This window comes from Amycolatopsis sp. NPDC051758 (genome assembly GCF_044453095.1).
Taxonomy (GTDB): Bacteria; Actinomycetota; Actinomycetes; order Mycobacteriales; family Pseudonocardiaceae; genus Amycolatopsis.
Genome location: NZ_JBITCJ010000024.1, coordinates 1 through 22,048 on the forward strand (window position 1 = coordinate 1; position 22,048 = coordinate 22,048).

The following is a 22,048-nucleotide window of genomic DNA, read 5'->3' on the forward strand; positions in this document are numbered from 1 at the left end:
AGCGCGGTGTCGGGGTTGAACACGCAGGTGACGTACTCACCGGGGTAGATCGCGGGGTCGTCGCGGTGCAGGATCCGCCGCAGGCGCACCGGGTCAGTCACCACCGTTCCGGCGAACGCCGAGGCGAGCCCGTCGAGGCGACGCCCGGCCTCGGTGGCGGCCGGGCCGGTCAGGTCCGGGTGGTCGTGATCGGTGGCCAGGTTCAGCAGCACCTCGCCGCGGGCGAGGGCCTGCTCGGCGTCGACCTCGGCGCGGAAGCCGGAGTCCGAGGTGCCGGCGTAGCCCTCGAACATGTGGATGCTCAAGTGCCGGTACTGGATGGCGCCGGCGATCGAGCCGCCCGGGCGCCGGGCGATGAACCAGGCCAGCGTGCGGCGGAACTGAGCGGTGCGCAGCTGCTCCGGCCGGCCGTCACCCTCCGGGATGGCGTCGCCGCGGTCGTGGGCCCGGCAGTAGCGGTTGATCCAGGCGACGAAGTCCCGCATCTGCTTGTTGGTGGTGGCGGCGCTCGGGACCTTCCCGCTCGCGGCACGCGCCTCGGGCGTGTACGGCGCGGTGGTGACGTCGAGCGTGGCGAAGAGCAGGTCGTCGGACCGGCCGGGTTGCAGCTGCTCGAGGACGTCGACAGCGCGGGCCGCTGGTTCGCCGATGATCCAGGTCGCGGGCGTGCCGCGTGGGTCGCGTTCGCCTTTGAAGGCCAGGCTCTGCACGCTCCACCGATACGCCGTCCCATCCGCGGTGCGCTGCACGCGCAGACATCCCCGGCGCAGGTGCTTGATCTCGCCGTCCCTCATGCCGGAGAAGAAGGCGATGACGATGTAGCAGGCAACCAACAGGATCCGGCTGAGCATGCTTACCGAGTGCTGCGGGTGGACAACAGGGATGCCCGGCAGCCAGGGATGTCCGTCGAGGCGGCCCTGGATCGGGACCGGCAGCCGGCTGCCGGACGCGACTCCGACGATCGCGGCAGCGGTACGCACGGACGCGGGCCGGTGACCGTAGTACAGCGCCGAGACATGACATCCGGCCTGCCAGGCAAGGAACTTCAGGTTGGGCCGGTGTTCGTAGCCGGGCAGCGGTTCGCTGGAGGCGACGTAGTGGTCGAGGACCTGCTGGATCCGGGCGCCGACGCCGGTGTTGTCGCCTCGGCGGTTGATCCGGCGTGGACGGCGATAGTCGCGTAAGGCGTCGGCGGCGCCCACGATGTCGGGAGCGAAGTCACGCACGAAGCGCAGCGCCCAGCCGATCAGGGGCCCGAGGACCTCCTCGGGAATCCGGGCTGTGGTGTTCTCCTGCCGCTGCGCGGCGGGGACGCCCCAGGAGGCCAGGTCCGCAGGGTCAACGGTGAGACCGTCGGTGAGGCAGTGCCGGAAGCGCCAGAGCATCCGGACCGCGCTGCAGGCCCCGGCCCGGCCCTCGGCCGATACGCCGGAGTCGCGCAGACGTTGCTCGAAGCTCGTCAGCTGAGCGGAGGTGACGTCAGCGAGCCGGACCGGCGCCTGGGTGCCATCGTCCGGCGGCTGTGTGTCGAGCCAGGCCAGAAACCGCGTGAGGTAACTGAAGATGCGCCTCACCGTGCTGGGTGCAGGACGGAGCTCGTCCGGCGGCAGCGGTCCGGACAGCAGGGCGTGGCAGAGCTGCTTGGCGATGTCGCGATAGGACGGTGGGACACGGGCGAAGTCGAGGCGGACGCGTCCGGTGTGGTGCTGCAGGATCGCCGGTCCGAGATCCCAGACCAGGTCCGCGAACCGCGATGTCGTCTCGACGGCGACGCCGGGGCGCAGCGCACGGCTGGCAAGCACGAACAGGTCATCGGCCGGGGAGCCGACGGCACGGGCGGTCGAGGTCACGGGTGCTCCCAAGGGTCTTCGACCAGGTCCAGCCACGTCGCTGGGGCGGCGCCGGCGCGGGCGTGCTCGACTTCGGCCGGGGTGAACTTGGGCAGGACGTGATGCTGGATCGCGGCCCAGGCCGGCCCGTAACGCGTCCACCATCGATCCGTCGCCTCGAGGGCGCGGCGCTGGTCCATGGCACAGCGCAGCGCGAGAATCGCCGGCAGGTGCGCGGGGGTGATCACGCAGTTTGCGCAGTGGAAGCAGTCGAGCGCAGACACCCGCCGGCACGCTGTGCCGGTGCTCGGGTGCGTCTGAGGGTCGGTGCAGGCGTTCCACGCCGCCTCGGTCGCCGGGGCGGTATCTGCGGGTGAGCCGACACGGTGGACGGTCAGCGTTGTGCCGCCGGTCGCGGTCAGAGCGCGCTGATGTGCCTGCAACGCGGCGTGCTCGGCGTCGACGAAGGCTTCGGCGGTGACGTCGTGGGCCCAGTCGATCGCCGTGGCGTCGCCACGCAGGTAGTCGGCGAACAGCACTGCTGTGCTGTTGGACCGTGCAGCCGAGGGCAGGTGTCCTCCGGCCGCGCGAGTGCGCCGGACTTCCATGCTGGTGCGCAGCCGCCCGCTCTCGACCTTGAGCGGCTCGGTGCCGTCGTCGGTGCGCAGGTCGTGCCGGGCGATCCACGCGGGGAGCTTGAGGCTGGCCTCCAGCGTGTGCGCGAACGGGTCGGCGTGTTCGGCGTCGGCTGCCCGGTTGCGGAGGGTGTTGCGCCAGATCGACCAGATCGAGGTTGAGCCGCTGAGGGCCCGGCTACGGGCCATCAGCCGGTGGGTCAGCAGGTAGAGGCCGCCGGGGGTGTGGAGTTCTCGGTGCGGTGGACCGATTTCCCAGGTGACGGTGTCGTGCCAGCGTTGGCGGCCGCGGCGGCGTTTGGTCAGCTGCACCTCGACCGCGCGGCTCTCGAGGATGCGATGTTCGGCGGGCAGTTCCTTGATCGTCTCGATGTTGCGCTGGGTCACGGCGACCAGCAGAAGCAGCAAGGGTTCGAGGTCGGCCCGGGTGACGAAGAGCCGGCCAGCCAGTTCGCGGCGGCGCCGCATCTCGGCGCTCGCGCCGCCCTTCGATGTCCAGGTGGTCGTGCCGGTGTCGGCGAGTTGGCGCAGCGCGGCATGGTCGTCACCGTCGTCGAGCGCGGCGAGACGGTGTTCGCCGGCGTCGATCCGGTCCCGCAACTGTGCGACGTCCTGGCGGGCGGCGCGCAGGATGCGGGTGAGCTCGCCGTCGCTGTAGCCGGAGCGGCCGGCGGTGCGCGGGATGGTGGTGCGGCGGTTGAGCTGATCCAGCACCGTGGGTTCGAGTTCGGCTTGCAGCGCGGGTGTGCGGAACAAGCCACGGAGGCGGAGCAGCTCGGCACCGATGGACTGGGCCGAAATCGACCGCCGCTGGTCGGTGAAATAGTCCTCGACGTGGGCCGGGGTCAGGGCCCGTGGATGGCGCGGTGGGTCGAACAGCTCGGCGAGGGCGCGAATGAACCTGGCCATCGTCGACCACGTCCCCTTGGCCGACGACGCCGTGCGGCGGCTCCCGCCGGGGCCGATCAAGGTCCGCAGGCCGGCGGCGAGGACGGGATGCCAGCCAGGCAGGGGAAGTGCGCTCACGTCGAAGAGGTACTCGCGTCGGTCCTCGCCGACGAAGGCCACCACCGTGTCGTCCTGGCCGGAGTCGACGGGCACGGACGGTGGCTGGTAGAACGCCGTGCTGGGGAGTTCTGCGCGACGGCCGCGGTGAGTGCGTCCTCGACCGTCACCGGTCACCACGAGGCCTCGTCCTGTTCGGCCATGCCGAGTACCGCGGGCTCGCGTGGATCCTCCCAGCCGTCCGGCACCAGCGCCGTCCGCGTCTCCATCTCCAGCTCGGCGAGCGTGTGCAGGTAGATCTGGGTGGTCACGACCGATCGGTGGCCTAACCGCCGGCGGACCCAGTCCAGAGGGTCCCCGAAGATCCGGGTGTACTGGCCGCGCTGAGCCGCCGTCAGGTCGCCCAGCGCGGCCAGGTGCCCGCGCTGCAGCTGTTCCAGGGTGACCACAGCGAAGGAGTGGCGCAGCATGTGCGGGTGACAGCGGACAGCGAGGCCCGCAGCGCGGCAGCGATCGTTGCCCTCAGCGAACACGCCTTTCCAGCGCGAGATCGTGATCGGCCATCCCTGCTCGCCGAGCCACAGCGCAGCCGGTTCGAGACCACGTTCGCCGTCGACCAGCAGCCGCCGCCGCTCCGCCGGCCCGAGCCGCGCGACATCCACCGACCGCGCCACCCCGGTGCGAGCCACGACCGGCCGGGCCGGGTCCTCCACGACCAGCGGGCGCCGTAGTCGCCGGTACCGTCCAGCGGCCTGAGCCTCGGCGACGACCGTCGCACGGTCGATCGTCAGGTAAGCGTGCAGTTCGCCCAACACACCGGCAGGGACGTATACCCAGCGAGCCGAGGTGCCCTTCGCGATCGCCTCCGGCAGCCAGAACCGCCGATACCCGGGCGCCGCGCCGCTGCCGGCAGGGACCTCGAACGTCGTCAGGGCGGACTGCTCCTGCAGTCGAAGGCCGGTGCGGACCATCAGGTCACTGAACAGGGCGTTCCTTGCTGCCCATCGCCCCCGGAATCCTGGCCGTGGCAGACCGTCCGGGCCGTAGCCGCGCATGCCGACGTCGCGCCACGCCCGGTAGGCCGTCGGCGGGAGCCAGGCCACACGGTCGCGGACGCCGTCGTGCGAGTACGTCGCCGGACGCTGCTCGTCCAGCGTTCGGCGCCCGGCCCAGCCAGCACCCGCAGGCAGCGGACGACGAGACGTCTGCGGAATGGGGTGGATCTGGACGTGTCCCGCCAGCAGCGCCCACCGGTAGAACTGGTTGACCGCCGCGACCTCGCGGTCCCACGTCGCGCCGGACACGCGCGGCCCAGCCGGGTCCTGGCGCCGCCACACCAGATAGGCCAGATGATCGGTCTCTGAAGCGTCGCGCCAGGACCGGCGTCCGCGCCCCGACCACAGGAAGGACAGGAACGCCGCAAGATCCCGGGCGTAGCCCTGCCGCGTCAGCGGTGCTCGCTGTGCCATGACTGCCGACCGGAAGAAGTCGTTGAGGTCGACGTCGTACTGGAACGTCGGAGAGAGCAAGTACGGCGTGCCGTCGGTCAGCCGCTCCTGCCGCAACCAGTCGACGCGCCCGTCGAGCAGGGCGTTCAAGAACGGCGGCCGCTGTGTCGCGGTTGGCAGCTCGGCGCGGGTGAGGACTACCTGCTAGAGGTCGATGTTCATCGCGCAAGATCATGCGGTCACGACCAGCAGTGCACAACTCTGCGAAACCTGCCGCCGCATCGAAGCGCTCGACCTCGCCGAACGCCGGCTCGCCGAATGGGCCCACCTGGACATCACCACCCAGCACCCACCCGACACCACGCCGCAGCAAGGACTCGTGCTGGTCGCGCACCCGCCTCCGGCCGGAACCCTCACCGGCCGCATCGAACTCGTGCTCGACGGCACCGCTGTCGCCACCCTCACCCTGACCTGCTGTACCGCCTGCCGGATCGCGACCCTCGACTATGTCCACGTCGCAGCCGGGTACCGGCGCCTGGGCTACGGCCGCACCCTCGTCGCCGCAGCCCACGCCCGCACGACCGGCTACCGCCGGACCGCACCGCTACCCGACGGCGCCGTCGCGCAAGCATTCCGCGCCCGCATCTCCTATCCCAGCCCAGGACAGCTGTGTCTGCACCGGCAACCCCGTGACACCGGCAGGTGATCCACACCCTTTCCCTGGCCGGGCACGTGCAGGTGCGGACTGACTGCCGCAAGGGCACTGCGGTGGGGTGCGACGATCTACGACCAGGTCGAGCTGTCGCTGTGCCCGGTCGACTGACGTGGTCTGCTGCTCGCCTGCACGTCGAGCCTCGCCACCGACGCTGCGGCGTCGGCCGCGTGCTGGCCCCGCGCGGCCGCAGCCCGCGGCGAAGGGTTCAGCTGGAGCGCCAACCCGGCGGACGAGCCCGATGCGGCGTTCTGGGCTCGGGTCGGGGCGCCGCGAGCACCGGCGAGCCCGTGCTCGTACCAGGAAACCGCCGGGCTACGCATCGAACCGCGCTGGCCGAAATGGTGGTAGCACTCGTCCGCTGAAAGGTGATGAGGACGGTTTCGGGCTCTGCTACGCCGGATCCGGACTTCCACCGGGCTCAGGCTCATCGGCGCGCGGGGCACACCATGCTCAGCCGGATCGAATGCGCGACCGCCGGGTACCGCTTCGCTGAACCGGGCGACGCCGCCGAACTCCGCCCCGCCGAACCAGGCGTCGCCGCCAAACTTCACCCCCGTCAAACCCGGCGGCGCGTCACTCGTACGGTTTCGAACATGAGTTCGAGACGATGGTGGACGCCTCGTCTGTCGATGGACGGCGAGGCGGTGTGGGATCACGAGCTGCGGCGATTCGCGACGCCGGAGGCATGCCGGTCAGGACATCCCCTGGAGCAGGGCATGAAGACGTCGGAGATCGATTGGTTGGAGTACCGCTGCCCGATGTGTGTGGCCGAGAGCGCGCCCGATCCGTTCTTCCGGTTGCGCAAGCCCGCGAGGATCTGACCAGCAGGTTTGCTGACAGGTTAGAGGTAGAGCCCGATGTGCAGGCAGATGGCGACGACGCCAAGCACGAGGTGACACCCCCTCGGGACGGTCAGTACCGTTCACCGTCAAGTGACTGAGGACGGAGGCGGCCGGCGTGAGCGATCGGATCGACTGGTGGTTCATTCACATGTCGGCGGACGTCCTTGGCGCGTTGGGCCAGTGGTTTGGGCCGATCGTGGCTGTTCTCTTGACGTACACACTGGACCGCCATGTTCGCCGTCGGCTTTCGCGGCCGGTGCGGGTGAGGAAGGCGGGGTCGAGACATCGGGGCAAGCCGGGCGTGTCCGTCGTTCAGGGGGCGACCGGCCAGCAGCTGTACCTGGGCATCAGCAACGCCACCGACAAGCCGATCTCTGACATCTCACTCGGGTTCGCTGGCCCCCGTTTTGTCCTGGTCAGCTACCGAGATGCTTCCGGTCGTGCGCGGACTCTCGCGCGACGTGCAGTCCACTTTGGCTGGTAAGTGTGGTGCCCGGTCTGGTGTTGCTGATGGCGAACGTCCTGGTCCTGATCCTGTGGGCCTATGCGTCCCAGTTGAGGTCTCGTCGCCTGGAGACTCGTTCTCTTGCGACCACGCTCTCGGTGGTGGGTTTCGCAGATCTCGTGGCGCTGATTCTGTGGGGTTGGATCGAGAACAAGCAGGCTGACTGGTGGGCCGCGTGGGGACAGTGGGTCGGCGGGATCGGTTCACTTGCCGCTGCTGCGACAGCGGTATGGATCGCACAGCGCGGCTGGCGTCTCGCCACGATTGAGCGGCGAGAAGATCTGGCCTCGCGATTTTCGATCTGGGTGATCGATACAGATTCCCCTTTGGCTCCAGCGAAGGCGAAGTTCGTGAATGCGACCCAACTTCCGGTGTACGACGTGACCGTTGACACCCGGGGTCGTGGAATCCTGGCCAGTCACCGAACTCTCATGGGCGTACTTCCGCCAACCACTGAACCGCTCGATCTCGACAATCTTTCGCGGATCATCAGCGAGCAGGTCATCGGAACGCTCAAGATGGAGTTCGCGGCCGGGGGTCTATACCTCGAACTACCGCCCAATCCGTATGACTCTAACGAATGGGACGATCCCGAATTCAGTCCGAACGCTCGGGTGCGAAACTTGGAGATCGTTCGCGAACGTCTGCAAGTGACAGTGTCCTTCCGACTGGGAAACCAGCGGTGGACCAGGTCGCATGACGGTCACCTCAAGGCCGTAGCCGACGCTTAGGTCGCCTGTTCCAGCCTCCTGGGCTGGTGAGCGCGATGTGCCGGTCGTGGCAGGTCTTGCACAGGGGCCGGAGCCGGTGCCGGTGCCAAGCGTCGGGGTCGGGTGACTCCGCGATCGACGAGCGACCGGCGGGTCTCCGGGTAGTGGTCGGCCACAGTGGCCGGTCTTTGACACCGGGCGCAGAGCCGGTGTTCCCGTAGGTATTCCGCGCGGTTTAGCTGCCAGTCGTGGCTGTAGCCGCGTTGCGCGGCGGTTCCTCGGCGCTGGTCGCTATCGCGACGCTGTTCTCGCCGGCAGTGCGGGCAGGGGCTGGACGGGATGGTCGTTCGACAGGTCGGACAGACGCGGTGCGAGCTGGTAGGCACGGCCGTGGTCTGTGTTGGCTCGTCACGGATGCCGGCGGATCGCGGACGTAACGGCGGGTCGGCGGGTCGCGACCCCACCGGGGAGAGGCTGGGAGGTGAGCGTCGTGGACGTACTGCGGAATCGGCGGCGGACGCGGCTGCGGCTGGCCTCGTTGCTGCGTGCCTGGCGGGCCGACGTGCTGTCAGTGGAGCTGCCGGAGCTCGATCCGGCCCAGGTGGACGCGGTGGCGCGGGACCTGCGGATGCGACGCGAGCCGATGGCCGGGTAGGTCACGACTGGTTCTCGTACCCGGCGGCGTGCAGCAGCTGCGCGAGGTCGCGCAGCAGTAGTCGGACGGGCACCTCCAAGCGGGATCCGGCGGCGGCGAGGACGGCGGGGTCGCATGCGGTCTCGATGAGGTTGTGCAGGTCGCCTGCGCTCAGCCAGGCAAGCCAGTGTCCGGGGTCACTTCTCGTATCCGGGGCCAGAGGCGCTGTGCGTGCACCGGCAACCCCGCAACGACAGTCAGTGATCCACACCGTTCCCTGACGCGGTCCCGTTCTCCCCGCGATCGGTGACCACTTTGCCGTTCACGGCGGCCACTACACTGTCGGCCACGCCTAGCGAGGGGAGCGGTGATCGTGCCCGATCCGTCGGAGCAATCCGTGGTACCGGCGAAGACCGGCGCCCAGATCGTGGCCATCCGCGAGGGCGCCGACGGCTGGGGCGTCGTCACGATCCTCTCGCCCGACGGCGCGTTCCAGAAGGAACCGTGCCTGAGGTGCCCGTGGCGGCGCGACTCCCCCGTCGGTGCGTTCCCGCCCGCAGTGTTCCGGCTCTCCGCCTCCACCACCTACGACCTGGCGACCAACGAGTTCGGGTGTCACGGGAGCAAACGGGACGAGCCGAAGACTTGCGCCGGGTTCCTGTTGCGAGGCGCCGCGCACAACGCCACGGTCCGCATGTACGGACCGGACATCGCCGAGGTCTCCTCGCCGTATCCGCTGTACGACTCCTACCGGGAAATGGCGATCGCCAACGGCGTCGCTGCCGACGATCCAGTTCTCGCGCCGTGCCGCGATAGCCGGCTCTCCCTCCCGGATATGGCCACCGTGGTCGCCGACCAGACCGCCGCCACGGTGTCCCGCGCGCAGCGACTTATCCGCGACTTCATCGTCGAGTCGGCGGGGATGGACCTCGGCGAAGCGATGACGGCCGATGCGATGCTGCTGGCCGGTCGGCTCGGCGCGGCCGGGCACCTGGCCGTCCCCGGGCGTGACGACCACCCCGGCGACACCACAGCACTGGCGCTCATCCGCAAGTTCATCGTCGAGTGCGCCGGTGACGACCTGGGCGAGGACGCCACCGAACTTGCCGAGCAACTACGCCGGCACCTCGCCTCGGCGGCGGTGCTGGTCGGCGGCGTCTACGAGCCGATCGTGATCAACCAGGGCGGCAGCTAGCCTGCCTGCTCGTTCTGTCGGACACTCAGGCCGCCTCGTTGCCCACGGCCGCGGCACCCGTCTTCAAGACAGCAACGCGAAGACTCGTGACACACGCCCCGATTGGCTGCATCGGCGACGACGACTACCGCGGCTTCGCCGAGGCGTACGGCCACGATGTAACGCAGTGGGACGGGTTCGAGCTGTTCCGCGATATCCGCGAGTTCCGCATGACGTGCCGGCTGTGCAGGTCGCCGCCAAGAACCCGGACGCGAAGGACCAAGCCACGCTCCGGGTCGAATACCTACACGGCAAGCACGGCTCGCGACCGTGGGGCGGCTGGTCAGCGCTGCTCTGAGGACGACTTATGGCAAAATGAGTGCCGTGGGCAGACGGCTGGTTCGCAGCGGCGTAGCCGCTCGCAGGGTGGCGCCCGCGGTCGTGGCCTTCTTGATCGCGATCGCAGCGGCAGCAGCTGGCTTCCATGAGCAGCCGAACGTCTTTCAGCTGGCCAGCACGCTTGCCGTTGCACTCTTGGCCGCACCTGCAACCTGTGACTTCAAAAAAACTTGACAGAAACTGGACAAGAAGCACGGCCTTGCAACGTTGCTGGTCAGCGGCTCGACTAATCCGGCTGCTGTGCTATGTCGATCACGTCCCCGACATAGCACAGCGGCCGGTCGTTTTCCACCTGGCGCTGCGCGTAGGCGACGCCGTCGTGCACCCACGTGCGCGGGGGCAGCCGTCCGCGGTTGATCCATGAGCGGATGGTGTTGACGCTGATCTGGCGGCCGTAGAGGGCCGGGATTGCAATGACGCTTTCCTCCGTCAAGGAACTTCGCGTTCGCAGCCGGCGTCGCCGAAATTGCTAGTTGACTCCTTCACCAACCCTTCCCGAGCTTGTAAGCAAGGTAAGGCCGGAGGGCTATGCGTCCGTAATGACCGGGTTTGCGGATCGGCAGGTCAAAAGAGGTAATTGTTCTCTCCGCAAGGACCGAAGAAGCGGCAGTGCACCAGGTCAGTCGCATCAAGCGCGCTTGCGTCGGCTTCGAGGGGCGTAAGGACTGCCGTGGCACGATTGAGGTCGAGGCCGGCGTTGACCGGCGGGAGGTCGTGTTCACCAACGTCGTGGCGGTCGCAGCCGTGGAAGTTGCCAGCGGTGACGATCACGATACGCGGGCCGTGAGCGCCCCGCAGTCTGCAATGCAGGTGCGCAGGGCTGATCTCGCCCAGCTCATGGATCGCGACGCCCCGAAAAGCGGGGGGAAAGTACCACTCTGGCTCGGGATCGTCTGGCCGACCGCGATCGTCCCGGCCAGTGTGGGCGGACAGCTCCCAGCCGCGTGTGGTGAGGAAGTCGTGCAGCTGCTGGATATGGGCGTCGTCGATGTAGTCGTGGATGATCGTCATGCCGGTGCTTCCTCGGGTGGTCGCGGTGGTCCTCAAGCCGGTACGTGAACCCGCGCGGCGAGATCGCGGATTCCTGGCACGGCTGCACGATTCTGGTTGAGCAACGCATCGACGATGGTGCGAACTGCCGCGCGAGTGTGCACCTCGCCGGGTGCGCGGCGTTCGGCGGCCAGCAACGTGCTGTACGCCGGCCCGGGTTGACCGAGCTCTAGCTGAACCGCGGCGAGGTCCACCAAGTAGCGTCCCTCCCGCTCGACGTCAGGGAACCCCACCCCTCGGGCCGTGCGAGCGTGATGCAGCGCAGCCTCCGGCTCACCGAGCAGCTGCTCCACCGAGACGCGATGGCTCAGCAGGTTCGCCTGGGCCCGTGCAGCCTCGGCGCCCTCGAGCCGGTTCGCGGTCGCGGCTGCTTCCGTCAGCAGGTCGCGGGCTCGGGCGCCGTCGCCGGCCCGGGCAGCGGAATACCCGCTGGTGCAGAGCAGGCCGGCGTGCAGCACGAGATGGCGCGGATCCCGGCCGTCGAGCGTCAGTCGCTCGGCTGCCTGTACAACGAGGGCGCCGGCTCGGTCGTGGTCGCCGGCGCGACGGCACACGCCGGAGAGCATGCGCTCCGCTTCGGCGAGAATGAGCGGCTGGCCTGCTGCTCCCGCGGCTCGAACCGCGCGGTCGGCGCTTATCCACTCCAGGCCCGCAGGGCGCAGCTTGACCAGCGCGCGGGTGACCAGCGTGTAGGCCTGGGCCGCGGCTCCGGCGTCCTGGGCAGCCTCTGCGGCTCGGACCAGCGCCGGCAGCTGATCGGCGAGCGCCAGGAAGTCGGACTTGCCGAACGATGCGCGCGCTACTGCGAGTGCGCGGGTTAGCCCGGCGGTCGGAAACGCCGGACCTGTCGCGGCCCGGGCGCCGATGAGGACGTCGGACAGCCGGGTGGTGAGCACAACGGCCGGGTCCGGTAGTGCCGCGGACGTGGACGTCGCTGCCTCCGCGGCCGGGGCACCGGTGACAGCGGCGCCGATGGCCACGCCACCGGCCTTCAAGAAGCTGCGTCGGCGCACGTCGTCCTCCTCCGGGGCGGGCTTGCTGACCACCCTAGAAGGGGCCGGGTCGATGCGCCCGGCCGCCACGCCCTCGGGGCCATCCAGCCCGAACGCTGATTCAGGAAGCTGCAGGGCCTCAGCTAGTCGCCGCAGGGTCACCACGTTCTCCATCCGGCGTCGGCGCGCCTCCATCTTCGAGATCACGCTCGGGTGAAACCCCAGGCGTCGGGCGAGCTCGGTCTGGCTCCATCCGGCTCCCTCTCGGGCGTGCCGCAGGACTGCCGGGTAGTCGCGGCGCGCGATCGCGTCGAGCAAAGGCGAGGACATGGCCGGGAGCATCAGGCGCCCTCCCACCGCCGGAAACGAAGACTAACCCAGAGTAGCGGTTCCGTGACCCTGTCAAGGGCGCTGTGCCAGTTCGGCACAGCTGTGCCGGGCTGGCACAGAACTCACCTCGACTTCTTCCAGTTTTCTAGCGTGGAGCTGTCGCCATGACGCGCCGATCCGGGAAGGAACGGGGATGGAATCAGGAATCGAGCCGCTACCGATCTCCGGAGCGTGGAAGGTCACTCCCAGGGCCTTCACCGACGACCATGGAAGGCTCCACGAGCCGTTCCACAGCGGGCATTTCGCGGCGGCCATCGGCGTCGACCTGGCCGTCCGGCAAGCGACCTGCTCGATCGCGCAGAACGGCGTACTACGGCGCATCCGAGTGACGACGGGAACCGGGCTGGCGAAGTACGCGACCTGCACCGCCGGCGTGGTGTTCGACGTCGTTGTCGACGTGCGGATCGGATCTGCCACCTTCGGCCGCTGGCACGTCGAGCGCCTCGACCACGAGAACCGAACGGCGCTGCTGCACCTGCTGTCCCGGCCACACCAAGACGAGTACGAACGCACCGTCAACCCGCTCGACCCCGACCTCGCGATCACGTGGCGCGCGGGTTTGCACGTGGCCGTGCGAGCGCGACTGCGTAGCCGCCTCCCGCAGCTCATGATCGTTTTGCAGCCGAGGTCACCTGGTGATCGCATCGGCTGTGTGAAGTCGTGTCGTGGGCATCGCGATCGCGATGCTCTTGTCGTCGTGACGTTTGGCACGCGGCAGGTCCACCCCTGCAGGGTCGTCCTGAGCTTCCCATTTCTCGCATCGGCGCAGGACCTGTTCGAGGACCTCAGGTTCAGCGGATGCCAGCTGCGGCCAGTCGTCCAGGAGAAGGTGCTGCATAGGCTTGTAGGCGCCATCGGTGGCCAAGCCGACCCACGGAACTTCGGCGATTCGGAAGCGGCGGACGAGGGCGTTCGCCGCTGCGGCAGGCTCCGCCTCAGCGATCCAGTATCCCCCCGGCCGGTTGCGACGAGCGGCCTGCTGCGTCTGCAGCTCGCGCAGGATGGCTCGGTGAGCCGCGTCGAAGCCGAAGCCACCGGCGAGGCGCTGCCGGTACCGCCTGGTTGGCTCCAGGTCGAGCCGGCTGAGTCGCGTGTCCGTAATGATCGTCGTGGGCAGCACGACGAGGTTGTCGCCCAGCAGCAACATGTCGAGCCAACCGTCGTGCTCACGCACGATCGTGACCGTGCTCGAGGGCGACTCGCCCGGGCAAAGATCGAAACGTGCCGCGACGTCGTGGATTGCCTCCGCGAGGACCTCGACAAGATCTGCGCCGGGCGCGTGGACGAGGTGGTCTTTGAGTTGTGTGCCGAGCTCCGCGGCATAGACAGCCGGAGGAACAGGCACGGGCACGAACGCCGAGGCCCCGTCGAGCATGATCACACCGTTGGCCATGGTGACGATCTTGTCGTCGCTGGCCTCGATTGCAGGAAGCTGAGCGGATGCGATCTCCACGCGGCTCACCACATGAAGGGGCCGGCGAGGAGTTCGCTGGCAGTCACGTGCCGGTCGTCGACGAAGCACCGAATCACCATCGAGCAGGGCGTGTCACCGGTCATGGTGAACAGCGCCGCGAGATTGTCGGCCAGGAAATGAGCGGCGCCGAGCGAGCCGATCGTGTGGATCCCGGCAATGTGCACGACCACTCGCCTGTTCCGGATTTGCCGTGCAAGATAGGCAATGTCGCCGGATTGCGGCGTGGGTTCATCCGCCGGCGAGCCGTGTCGAACACCGGTACCTGCCTCCTCGATCCACCAGCGAGAGCCGGACTGGATCATGCGCAGAGCAGGGTCGGCCTCGATCAGGTGCGCGCCGACCGGTGCCGACTTCGGTCCACAGACGACAACGGCGTCACCGTCGGGAAGCGCTGCTTGTTCGGGCTCGATCTGGTGACGGGTGACGACGAAGGACAAGGAGTGGAGGAGCTCGGCCAACTGGTCAGCAGCCTCGGCGTCTTCGGCTGCGATCAGGGGACGTTCCCGATCGGTGGTTTGATAGCGGAATGGCACGCTGATGCTGACGGGGCCATGACCGTAGAAGAGGCGCTCGGCGGCCGGCGCGGTCTTCATGAGCTGCGAAAGCCGGCTCTTGGTCAGCCCGACCTCCGGGGCGATGTCCTTGTCTTTCATGTCGAGGTCGGTACGAGCGCACTCGATCGCGTGGCGGCGGATGCGGGCGAGCTCGGCGGCCAACTGGTTGTAGTGGGTCAGCAATTCGGTCGCGCGGCGCCCGCGGCGCAGCGGATCGGGATCACGGCGCAGGTCGTCGAACTCGCGATCGATACTCACACTCGCGAGTTTATACCCCTTGACTGGCGCGCTCGCCGCGCCATAGCATCCGGTTCATACCCCTAAACTGAGCAACTGAACCACCACCACCTCCCAGTTGAGGGGTATCAACTAGCAGGTTGGAGGCAGCGGGATGACGCGAGCAAGGCAACTGACACCGCACCACGCGTCCGCCGCCGGAGGCCTGCGACATACCGCCGCAACGCTAGGACCGCTAGCCGATTCTCATCCCGACCCTGATCGAGGCCGATCGTGAAGGAGCCCACCCGATGACCGCAATCCGGATGGCGGCCAGGCTCTCCCTGCCCGATCTCATCGCCAGTTTGAGGCGAGAGACGCGCCGCGCCGATCACCATGCCGAGTTAATCGCCGAGCTGCGACGCTCAGCACTGACCCCGGCATGCTTCGTGCCCGGTATCGAGCACCAAGCAGCCGCTGCGATCGTTCGCGCGGGCCTGCCCACCGTCGAGCACCGGCGCCGCACCCTGCACCGGCGCATCGACGAGCACCTGTTCCTCGACACCACCGCCCGGGCGGCGGTCCGGGTTCTGGCCTGCTGGGACGACCGCGCACACCGCGTCCTGATGCACGTCGCCGAACTCGGCGAGCCAGGCCTGTGGGACCGCATCGTCGTCCACTTCACCCAATGGGAGATGACCGGACGACCGGTCCCACCCATGGCCGGGACGCGCGGATCGGCCTCGTGACACTCGTAACCGCGGCCCCCATGTCGACGTCGGCGGGAAGCACGCCCTCGCCGCGGCGCGCGGCCGCGGTGGTCCGTGCCTTCGCCACCGCCCCGCCCGGCGGCTACCAGCACCCGATTCTGGCCGTGGCCCCCGCCCTGGCCGCCGAACGTTGGATGCGCGCGCAGGTCCACCAGGTTCTCGGCGATCCCGACGCCGACGCGCACGCCGTGACCGCCGCGATCCGCGCCGAGCAGCGCGGAAACGCCGCGTGCGCGGTGCTGATCGACCGGTGGGCCGCAGTCGAGCTGCCCGAGCGCCGGACCGGGGCCCTGCACACCCAATCCCTCGGCCAGTTCATCGATCGGCTGGTGATCGTGTGGATGCGTGGCCTGCTGCTCGCCGAGGACGGAGACGAGGCGACCGATCCGCAGGTACGGCTTGCTGCGCGACAACTCGGCGAGTTCGGCCGCGCCTACGACGACCTGGTCACCGACCTGCTGCTCGGGCGCCGCCAGCCGCCGGTCTTCCAGACCCCCGCCAGCCCGGCCGGGATCGCGTGAACCGATGGAGAACGACATCCGCGCGGTGATTGGCGTGATCGTCGCGACGGAAAGCCCGCTGGGACGCGCCGCCGAAGCAGCCAACGACCTGAACCGGCACCTGCCCACACCCGCCGCGCCGGGGATCTGCCCGACCTGCGCGGACCGGTTCTGGCCGTGCCCCTACTTCGACGACGCAGCCGCGCGGCTGCACACCGCCCGGCTGCGGCTGAGCGACCTGGTTCCGCTCGACCTGCACGCGCGGCTGTGGCCGCCACCACCGTCAGCACCGGCCGCGACGCACCAGGAAGTCGCGTGGCCGCAGGAACCCTGCCTTGGAGAGGGAGATCGGCATGGATGACGTTCTTCGCGCCAGCCTGCGTGCGGCGGTCTACGACCGCCTCGACTACCTCGACACGATCGTCAACGGCGCCGATACCCGGTCACGGGTGGCGCTGGCCGACTCGGTCATTCCGATGTTGACCCATGCCTGGCGAGATCTGCTGAACGAGCACGAACCCGACGAGCACGGCCGCTGCCGCGCTTGCTCACCCCGGCGGGGACGCCGCGCCCGAGGATGCTCGGTCTGGCAGATGGCGCACCGCCACCTCATTCCCGACGCCGGCGACAGGAAGGCCGCGCGGACCGCACGTACTCCGGCCTGTGAGTCCACCTGCCCAAGGTGTCGGAATCCCGGCGCGGTAGTGACTATCGGCATACTGGAAATCGCTGTCCGTCACCGTTTTGTTGACTCCGCACAAGCCTAGGAGGCACGCACCTCTTGAACGCAGAAACCACCACACATGCACAGAAACTCCGCAACGAGCTGGTCGACAAGCTCGTCCAGGGACGTGAGCGGCGGGGCCTCACCTTGCCCGCCGACGTAGAACGCGCGCTGCGGACCGTGCCGCGTGAACTGTTCATCCCCGGCGTCTCCCTGGAGGAGGCGTACGCGAACACAGCGGTGGTCACCAAGCGGCGGGAAGACGGCGTGAACATCAGCTCGGTGTCCGCCCCTCACCTGATCGCGGACATGCTCGGACAGGCCACCGGCCACCACATCCTCGAGATCGGCAGCGGCGGCTACAACGCGGCACTGCTGCGCGAGATCGCCGGTCCGAGCGGATCGGTCACGACCGTGGACATCGACGCCGACGTCACGGACCGGGCACGCGCCTGCCTGGACGCGGCGGGCTACGCCGATGTCGAGGTCGTGTGCGCCGACGCCGAGTTCGAGATCGAGCCTGGCCCCCGCTACGACTTGATCATCGTGACTGTCGGGGCGTGGGACGTTCCCCCAGCCTGGATCAGCCAGCTGACCGACGACGGCACGCTCGTCGTCCCGCTCCGCACCCTGGGGATGACCCGCTCCTGGGCGCTGAAGCGCACCGGGGACCACCTGATCAGCCACAGCAACCTCTCGTGCGGATTTGTGCCGATGCAGGGGGCGGGCGCCAGCAAGGGCCGGGAGGTTCCCCTCGGCGACGGTGTCAACCTGTGGCTGACCGAGACCCACCAGGACATCGACGGTGCCCCTCTGCAGGGCGTGTTCGCCGCGGAGCGTCACGAAGCATCCTCGGGCGTGACCGTCCCGTCCGGCCGGCAATCCTCTGATCTTGACCTGTGGCTGGCAAGCCACGTTCCTGGATTCGCCGTGATGATCGCCCAGACCAGCGCCATCGACGGCGGCCTGGTCGATCCGTCGTGGCAGTACGGGACTCCCGCGTCGGTTCACGGCGCAACGCTGGCCTACCGGGGCCGGCTGCGCCAGGTCGCCGACGCCGAGTTCGAGTACGTCGCGTACGCCCACGGCCCCGACGGCGCGCGGGCCGCCGACGAGCTGGCAGGTCAGATCCGGGCGTGGGATCGCGCCGGGCGTCCGGCGCCGACCTTGCACGTCTTCCCGATCGACACGCCCGACACCGATCTCCCGGAAGGGTTGGCGCTGACCAAGCGCCACTGCCGCGTGGTGTTCACGTGGCCAGCGGCCTGACCACCCCTGCCGGGAACATCTCCTTCCTGCCAACGGAGTCACGGAAGGGGAGCAAGGAACCGCCCTGGAGAAAGGAAGTTCTGATGGACCCCTCGGAGTTTCGCCTTAACGTGCGGCTCGTCGAAGGCGGCGCCGCGCCCGCGACCGGGTCGGAGGACTGCACCTCGGATGGCTGTGGTGACGGCAATACGGGCAGCGATGCCTGTACGACCAACGGCTGACAGCCGAGTACCGGTGTGGCCCGGTCTTGCCCCGCAAGGCTGGGCCACACCCTCGTCGCGCGAAAAGACGGAGACGCAGGTGAGCACATACCAGGCCGTGGACGCGGCGATGATCAGGATCACGACGTTCCCCGCAGACGTGCAGTTGCCGCCGTGGCCCGACTTGACCGGGGACGACGTGGCCAGCTGGCACGACTGGCTCCAGCACGTGTGGCGCTTGCCGGGGTTCGCCAATGCGGTCAGGACCGCCTCCACCGAACTGGCAGACCAAGTGCAGCGGCAGATCGCTGCGCCACCGCTCGGGCGCGAGACGGTTCGCCGCGTGCGCCGGCTGGTAGAGACGGTGGCACGGTACCTGCTGCGCTGGACGAGCCGAGCGACACCGTTCGGCCTGTTCGCCGGGGTGGCACCTGCACACCTCGGGAGCCGCGCGACGGTGCAGTGGTCTGGCGAGCATCAGACGGTGTTCCGGCCGGATGGCGTGTTCGTGGACCAGCAGGTCGAGCGGATCGAGCGGCTGGACACGCTGCGGACCGTCGACGTCGTGACGAACAGCCTAGGGTTCGCCCGCGGCCGCGCGTGGATAGTCCCGGGCACTGGCGCTGAGGACCGCTCCGGCACCGCAGATCACCTGTGGGACCTGGAGGTTGAGCTGACCCGGCCGGTGCGCCTGGCCGTAGAGATCGCGCGGCAACCGATCCCCTTCAGTGACCTGGCCGCCAAGCTCGCGGCCGAGGCTCCCGCCGTCAACCTCGCGGTGATCGAGGAACTGCTGGCCGGGCTGGTAGCACGCCGAGTGCTTCTCTCAGCCATCCGCCCGCCGATGACCGTGACCGATCCGGCGACCCACCTTGCCCGCTACGGAGACCTTCCCGACGAGACAGGACGGGCTGCGGTCGATGTGCGGCTCGGCTGCGCGGTGACCCTGCCCGCCGCGGTCCTGCGCGAAGCAGAGCACGCGGCGTCGGTGCTCACTCTTGTCGCGCCGCAGATGCCCTGGTGGCAGTCCTACCACCAGGCATTTCTCGAGCGGTACGGGCCAGGAGCCGTGGTGCCCGTGCGTGAGCTGGTCAGCCGATCCGGACAGGGCTACCCCGCCGGCTTCCGGGGATCGCAACGGCGCGAAACCCGGGCACTGACCTCCCGCGACACAACGATGGCGATAATCGCCCAACAGGCCGCTTTCGACGGCTGCCGCGAGGTCGTCCTCGACGACGACCTCACCGCCCGCCTGAAGATCGGGCAACGCCCCCCAGTCCCGCACACCGAACTCCGGTTCAGCCTCGCGGCGACGACTCGTGCCGACCTCGAGCGCGGTGACTTCACGCTCGAGGTCATCAGCGGGGCCCGGCACGCCGGCGTCACCGTCGGCCGCTTCCTGCACCTGCTCGAAGAATCCGAGCGAGCGCGGTTCGAGCGCGCCTACGCGGCGCTGCCGACCGCGACGCCCGACGCCATGGCGGCGCAGGTGTCCACGCCACCCCTGGCACGCAAGATGACCACCGTAGCCAGGGTGCCTGAAATCTTGCCCGTCCTGCCGCTCGGGGAATACCGCCAGACTTCCGGCATCGCGCTGGACGACCTCGCCGTCACCGGCGACGCGCGACGCCTGTGGCTCATCTCCCTGGCCCACGGCCGACCTATCGAGCCAATGCTGTTCAACGGCGTCAACCTTGCCGGCGGTCAGCAGCCTCTCGTGCGGTTCCTCACCGAGATCTGGACTGCCTTCTGCGCGCCCTGCCGCCCGTTCAGCTGGGGACCCGTCGCCCGTGACCTGCCGTTCCTCCCGCGCATCCGCCACGGCCGGTCAATCCTGCACGCTGCCCGCTGGATCATCGCCGCGTCCGCACTACCCGCCGCTGCCGAGCCGTTCGGAGCCTGGCGCACGGCGTGGGAGCGGCTGCGGGAGACCTACCGGATCCCGTCGGAGGTGCTGCTCGGCGCCGACGACGTGCGGATCCGCCTTACTCTGGACGAACCCGCCCATCTGGCACTGCTGCGTAGCCACCTTCGCCGAGGGCAGAATGCGATCCTCACCGAAACCCACGGCCCGGCCGGCTGGATCGACGACAGACCCCACGAGGTCGTCCTCACGCTCGCCCGGACATCACCGCCCAGCACGCCCAAACCTCCGCGGCCGATGACGACCCTCAACGCCATCGAGCATCGGCCTGGCTTGTCACCGTGGCTCTACGTCAAGGTCTTCGGCCGAAGCGATGACATCCTCGCCTGGACAGCCGCACTCGATGACGTCGCCGGCAGCGGCTGGTGGTTCATCCGATACCACGAGCCTGAACCTCACCTCCGGTTGCGGATCCCGCTCGGCGACGCTGGCCGGTTCGGTGCCGCCGCCGGGCGGTTCGGCACCTGGGCGGAGCTGCTGCGCGCCGAGGGCCTGCTGCACGACTACACGATCAACACCTACCGGCCCGAAATCCGGTTCGGCACCGGAGCGACGCTCGCCGCGGCCGAGGAGGTGTTCGCCGCCGACTCGCACGCGGTCATCCCGCGCCTGACCGGCGATCGAACGATCGCCACCGCGGCCGGGCTGATCAGGATCGTCGACGGCTTCACCGGGGACGGCCCCGGCTGGCTCATCGAGCACGTCGACCACCGCGGTGAGCCACATGCTTCCAACCAGCCGATCAGCGACCAGCGTGACCTCGTCATCCGCACTCTCAGCACCGGCAGCGACGACCGGCTCCGGCAGGCCCTGGCGGACTACCGCGCGCACACCGACCACGACGGCCTTGATCCGAACCGGATCCTGGCTGACCTCCTGCACCTGCATCACGTCCGGATGATCGGGGTAGACCTGGCATCCGAGCGGCGCTGCCTTCGACTGGCTCGCGCTACCGCCCTCACTCTGCGCGCCCGAGGTGGGTCGTGAAGCCAGGGCAATCCCTCAGCGGCGGTGCCGCAGGGATCGCGCTCCTGCACATCGAGCAAGCCAGCACGGGCGCGGGAACGTGGGAACTGGCCAACGCCACGTTGAGCGACGCGGTCACTGACGGGGTCAGCACGGGCCGCTCGGCCAGCCTCTACCACGGTGCCCCGGCGCTGTCGTTCGTTTTGCACGGCGCTGCCGATCGGCCCGGCCTCGCACAAGCCCGGAAGACTGTGGACGCGGGCACCGCCCTGATCACCCGACGGCGTCTGGATGCCGCCCACGCACGCATCGATCAGCGCAACCGGCCGGCGCTCAACGAGTATGACCTCATCGGCGGTCTGACCGGCCTCGGCGTCGCGCTTCGCCGCAGCAACGATCACGATCTCCTGCGCTCCGTCCTGACCTACCTGGTGCGTCTGAGCGAGCCCGTCGACGGGCTCCCAGGCTGGTGGTGTCCAGCAGGCCCTGAACGCTCCTGCCCCGGCCCCGACGGCGGCCACTCCAACCACGGGATCGCGCACGGCATCGCGGGTCCTCTTGCTCTGCTTGCCCTCACCCACGGCGACGGGATCATCGTTGACGGGCAGGTCGATGCGATGACGCGCATCTGCCGGTGGCTCAACAGCTGGGAACAGCACCACGTCAGCGGTGGCTCATGGTGGCCACAGGTCGTCACGCTCGCGGACCTCCAGCACCACACAAGCACCCAGCCGGGCCCAGGTCGGCCGTCCTGGTGCTACGGGACGCCGGGCATCGCCCGAGCCCTCCAGCTTGCCGCCCGTGCGCTGCACGATCGCTCCCGCCAGCAGCGCGCCGAAGCCGCCTTCACCGCGTGTCTCAACGACGGGGCCCAGCTGGACTCTCTCACCGACCGGAGCCTGTGCCACGGAACCGGTGGGTTGCTCGCGACCGCCCGCTGCATCGCCGCCGACGCCGTCGAGCCGATCACCCTCACCTCGGCGCGGCAACGCCACCGGGATGCCACGGCCTCCCCCGACGAGCCTGCGGGATTCCTTACCGGTTCGGCCGGCGTCACGCTCGCGGCCATCGGAACCGTGACGACATCGTGGGATGCCTGCCTGCTGCTCCGCTGACCCGGAAA

At 69.0% G+C, this 22,048-nt stretch carries 23 protein-coding genes and 1 pseudogene; 15 read left to right on the forward strand and 9 right to left on the reverse strand.

All coding sequences use genetic code 11. From position 1 onward, the window contains the following. The 3 genes from ACIA5G_RS51830 to ACIA5G_RS51840 form a co-directional block, all read right to left on the reverse strand. The coding region (locus tag ACIA5G_RS51830) for a hypothetical protein (protein ID WP_395937604.1) at positions 1–1,850 on the reverse strand (1,850 nt) is incomplete at its 3' end. After that, positions 1,847–3,565, reverse strand: a complete 1,719-nt coding sequence (locus ACIA5G_RS51835; protein WP_395937606.1) for a hypothetical protein — start codon at positions 3,563–3,565, stop codon at positions 1,847–1,849. The genes ACIA5G_RS51835 and ACIA5G_RS51830, both read right to left, overlap by 4 nt. Before the next feature lie 77 nt (positions 3,566–3,642). Further along, complete coding sequence (locus tag ACIA5G_RS51840) at positions 3,643–5,067, reverse strand: tyrosine-type recombinase/integrase (protein ID WP_395937608.1); 1,425 nt, start codon at positions 5,065–5,067, stop codon at positions 3,643–3,645. Between the two features lie 64 nt (positions 5,068–5,131). On the opposite strand from ACIA5G_RS51840, the gene ACIA5G_RS51845 reads away from it, so the two are divergent. Further along, positions 5,132–5,623: a GNAT family N-acetyltransferase gene (locus ACIA5G_RS51845; protein WP_395937610.1), complete on the forward strand. Its 492-nt coding sequence runs from the start codon at positions 5,132–5,134 to the stop codon at positions 5,621–5,623. Between the two features lie 77 nt (positions 5,624–5,700). On the opposite strand, the gene ACIA5G_RS51850 is transcribed toward ACIA5G_RS51845, so the two are convergent. After that, positions 5,701–5,952 carry a hypothetical protein gene (locus ACIA5G_RS51850; protein WP_395937612.1) on the reverse strand — a complete coding sequence of 84 codons (252 nt, stop codon included), beginning with the start codon at positions 5,950–5,952 and terminating at the stop codon, positions 5,701–5,703. A 126-nt stretch (positions 5,953–6,078) separates the two neighbouring features. Between ACIA5G_RS51850 and ACIA5G_RS51855 the strand changes: the two genes are divergently transcribed. The 5 genes from ACIA5G_RS51855 to ACIA5G_RS51875 all read left to right on the forward strand — a co-directional run bounded on the left by ACIA5G_RS51855 (position 6,079) and on the right by ACIA5G_RS51875 (position 10,070). Beyond that, the gene (locus tag ACIA5G_RS51855; RefSeq protein WP_395937614.1) at positions 6,079–6,453 is read left to right on the forward strand and encodes a hypothetical protein; all 375 of its coding nucleotides are present in this window, start codon (positions 6,079–6,081) and stop codon (positions 6,451–6,453) included. A gap of 531 nt (positions 6,454–6,984) precedes the next feature. Continuing rightward, positions 6,985–7,710 carry a hypothetical protein gene (locus tag ACIA5G_RS51860; RefSeq protein ID WP_395937616.1) on the forward strand — a complete coding sequence of 242 codons (726 nt, stop codon included), beginning with the start codon at positions 6,985–6,987 and terminating at the stop codon, positions 7,708–7,710. Between the two features lie 469 nt (positions 7,711–8,179). Next, positions 8,180–8,344 carry a hypothetical protein gene (locus ACIA5G_RS51865; protein WP_395937618.1) on the forward strand — a complete coding sequence of 55 codons (165 nt, stop codon included), beginning with the start codon at positions 8,180–8,182 and terminating at the stop codon, positions 8,342–8,344. 352 nt (positions 8,345–8,696) lie between these two features. Next, positions 8,697–9,518 carry a DUF6283 family protein gene (locus tag ACIA5G_RS51870; protein ID WP_395937620.1) on the forward strand — a complete coding sequence of 274 codons (822 nt, stop codon included), beginning with the start codon at positions 8,697–8,699 and terminating at the stop codon, positions 9,516–9,518. A gap of 363 nt (positions 9,519–9,881) precedes the next feature. After that, positions 9,882–10,070 (forward strand): hypothetical protein, encoded by a 189-nt coding sequence (locus tag ACIA5G_RS51875; protein WP_395937622.1) that lies wholly within the window; start codon positions 9,882–9,884, stop codon positions 10,068–10,070. 52 nt (positions 10,071–10,122) lie between these two features. On the opposite strand, the gene ACIA5G_RS51880 is transcribed toward ACIA5G_RS51875, so the two are convergent. From ACIA5G_RS51880 to ACIA5G_RS51890, 3 genes are all read right to left on the reverse strand, one after another. Next, a complete protein-coding gene (locus ACIA5G_RS51880) occupies positions 10,123–10,329 on the reverse strand; it encodes a hypothetical protein (protein WP_395937624.1) in 207 nt (68 codons plus the stop codon). A 131-nt stretch (positions 10,330–10,460) separates the two neighbouring features. Then, entirely contained in the window at positions 10,461–10,907 is a 447-nt protein-coding gene (locus tag ACIA5G_RS51885) for a hypothetical protein (protein ID WP_395937626.1), read from the reverse strand. Positions 10,908–10,939: 32 nt separating this feature from the next. Next, positions 10,940–12,268: a multiprotein-bridging factor 1 family protein gene (locus ACIA5G_RS51890; protein WP_395937628.1), complete on the reverse strand. Its 1,329-nt coding sequence runs from the start codon at positions 12,266–12,268 to the stop codon at positions 10,940–10,942. 193 nt (positions 12,269–12,461) lie between these two features. Here ACIA5G_RS51890 and ACIA5G_RS51895 point away from each other — a divergent pair. Continuing rightward, a pseudogene (locus ACIA5G_RS51895) lies at positions 12,462–12,737 on the forward strand (dTDP-4-dehydrorhamnose 3,5-epimerase family protein); the annotation flags it as partial. Between the two features lie 219 nt (positions 12,738–12,956). Here the strand turns inward: ACIA5G_RS51895 and ACIA5G_RS51900 are convergent. Then, complete coding sequence (locus ACIA5G_RS51900) at positions 12,957–13,781, reverse strand: hypothetical protein (protein ID WP_395937630.1); 825 nt, start codon at positions 13,779–13,781, stop codon at positions 12,957–12,959. Between the two features lie 5 nt (positions 13,782–13,786). Further along, positions 13,787–14,614, reverse strand: coding sequence for a hypothetical protein (locus ACIA5G_RS51905; protein ID WP_395937632.1), 828 nt, complete (start codon positions 14,612–14,614; stop codon positions 13,787–13,789). Positions 14,615–14,883: 269 nt separating this feature from the next. Between ACIA5G_RS51905 and ACIA5G_RS51910 the strand changes: the two genes are divergently transcribed. The 8 genes from ACIA5G_RS51910 (at position 14,884) to ACIA5G_RS51945 (ending at position 22,040) form a co-directional block, all read left to right on the forward strand. Beyond that, positions 14,884–15,321 (forward strand): hypothetical protein, encoded by a 438-nt coding sequence (locus tag ACIA5G_RS51910; protein WP_395937634.1) that lies wholly within the window; start codon positions 14,884–14,886, stop codon positions 15,319–15,321. Next, positions 15,318–15,863, forward strand: coding sequence for a hypothetical protein (locus ACIA5G_RS51915; protein WP_395937636.1), 546 nt, complete (start codon positions 15,318–15,320; stop codon positions 15,861–15,863). Before ACIA5G_RS51910 ends, ACIA5G_RS51915 begins: the two co-directional genes overlap by 4 nt. Positions 15,864–15,867: 4 nt before the next feature. Beyond that, a complete protein-coding gene (locus ACIA5G_RS51920) occupies positions 15,868–16,203 on the forward strand; it encodes a hypothetical protein (protein WP_395937638.1) in 336 nt (111 codons plus the stop codon). Beyond that, a complete protein-coding gene (locus ACIA5G_RS51925) occupies positions 16,196–16,609 on the forward strand; it encodes a hypothetical protein (RefSeq protein WP_395937640.1) in 414 nt (137 codons plus the stop codon). Before ACIA5G_RS51920 ends, ACIA5G_RS51925 begins: the two co-directional genes overlap by 8 nt. Before the next feature lie 14 nt (positions 16,610–16,623). Beyond that, on the forward strand, positions 16,624–17,835 hold the full coding sequence (fxlM, locus tag ACIA5G_RS51930) for a methyltransferase, FxLD system (protein ID WP_395937642.1): 1,212 nt from the start codon (positions 16,624–16,626) through the stop codon (positions 17,833–17,835). A gap of 83 nt (positions 17,836–17,918) precedes the next feature. Then, positions 17,919–18,056 (forward strand): FxLD family lanthipeptide, encoded by a 138-nt coding sequence (gene fxlA, locus ACIA5G_RS51935; RefSeq protein WP_395937644.1) that lies wholly within the window; start codon positions 17,919–17,921, stop codon positions 18,054–18,056. 79 nt (positions 18,057–18,135) lie between these two features. After that, positions 18,136–20,946 (forward strand): lantibiotic dehydratase, encoded by a 2,811-nt coding sequence (locus ACIA5G_RS51940; protein ID WP_395937646.1) that lies wholly within the window; start codon positions 18,136–18,138, stop codon positions 20,944–20,946. Beyond that, the gene (locus ACIA5G_RS51945; protein ID WP_395937648.1) at positions 20,943–22,040 is read left to right on the forward strand and encodes a lanthionine synthetase C family protein; all 1,098 of its coding nucleotides are present in this window, start codon (positions 20,943–20,945) and stop codon (positions 22,038–22,040) included. The genes ACIA5G_RS51940 and ACIA5G_RS51945 overlap by 4 nt, the downstream gene beginning before the upstream one ends. Positions 22,041–22,048: the final 8 nt, after the last annotated feature.

Coding starts and splice junctions, on each gene's coding strand:
- ACIA5G_RS51860 (WP_395937616.1), top strand. CDS start 6,985: ATGGCGAACGTCCTGGTCCTGATCCTGTGGGCCTATGCGTCCCAGTTG.
- ACIA5G_RS51850 (WP_395937612.1), bottom strand. CDS start 5,952: ATGCGTAGCCCGGCGGTTTCCTGGTACGAGCACGGGCTCGCCGGTGCT.
- ACIA5G_RS51890 (WP_395937628.1), bottom strand. CDS start 12,268: ATGTCCTCGCCTTTGCTCGACGCGATCGCGCGCCGCGACTACCCGGCA.
- ACIA5G_RS51855 (WP_395937614.1), top strand. CDS start 6,079: ATGCTCAGCCGGATCGAATGCGCGACCGCCGGGTACCGCTTCGCTGAA.
- ACIA5G_RS51925 (WP_395937640.1), top strand. CDS start 16,196: ATGGATGACGTTCTTCGCGCCAGCCTGCGTGCGGCGGTCTACGACCGC.
- ACIA5G_RS51920 (WP_395937638.1), top strand. CDS start 15,868: ATGGAGAACGACATCCGCGCGGTGATTGGCGTGATCGTCGCGACGGAA.
- ACIA5G_RS51910 (WP_395937634.1), top strand. CDS start 14,884: ATGACCGCAATCCGGATGGCGGCCAGGCTCTCCCTGCCCGATCTCATC.
- ACIA5G_RS51845 (WP_395937610.1), top strand. CDS start 5,132: ATGTTCATCGCGCAAGATCATGCGGTCACGACCAGCAGTGCACAACTC.
- fxlA (WP_395937644.1), top strand. CDS start 17,919: ATGGACCCCTCGGAGTTTCGCCTTAACGTGCGGCTCGTCGAAGGCGGC.
- ACIA5G_RS51885 (WP_395937626.1), bottom strand. CDS start 10,907: ATGACGATCATCCACGACTACATCGACGACGCCCATATCCAGCAGCTG.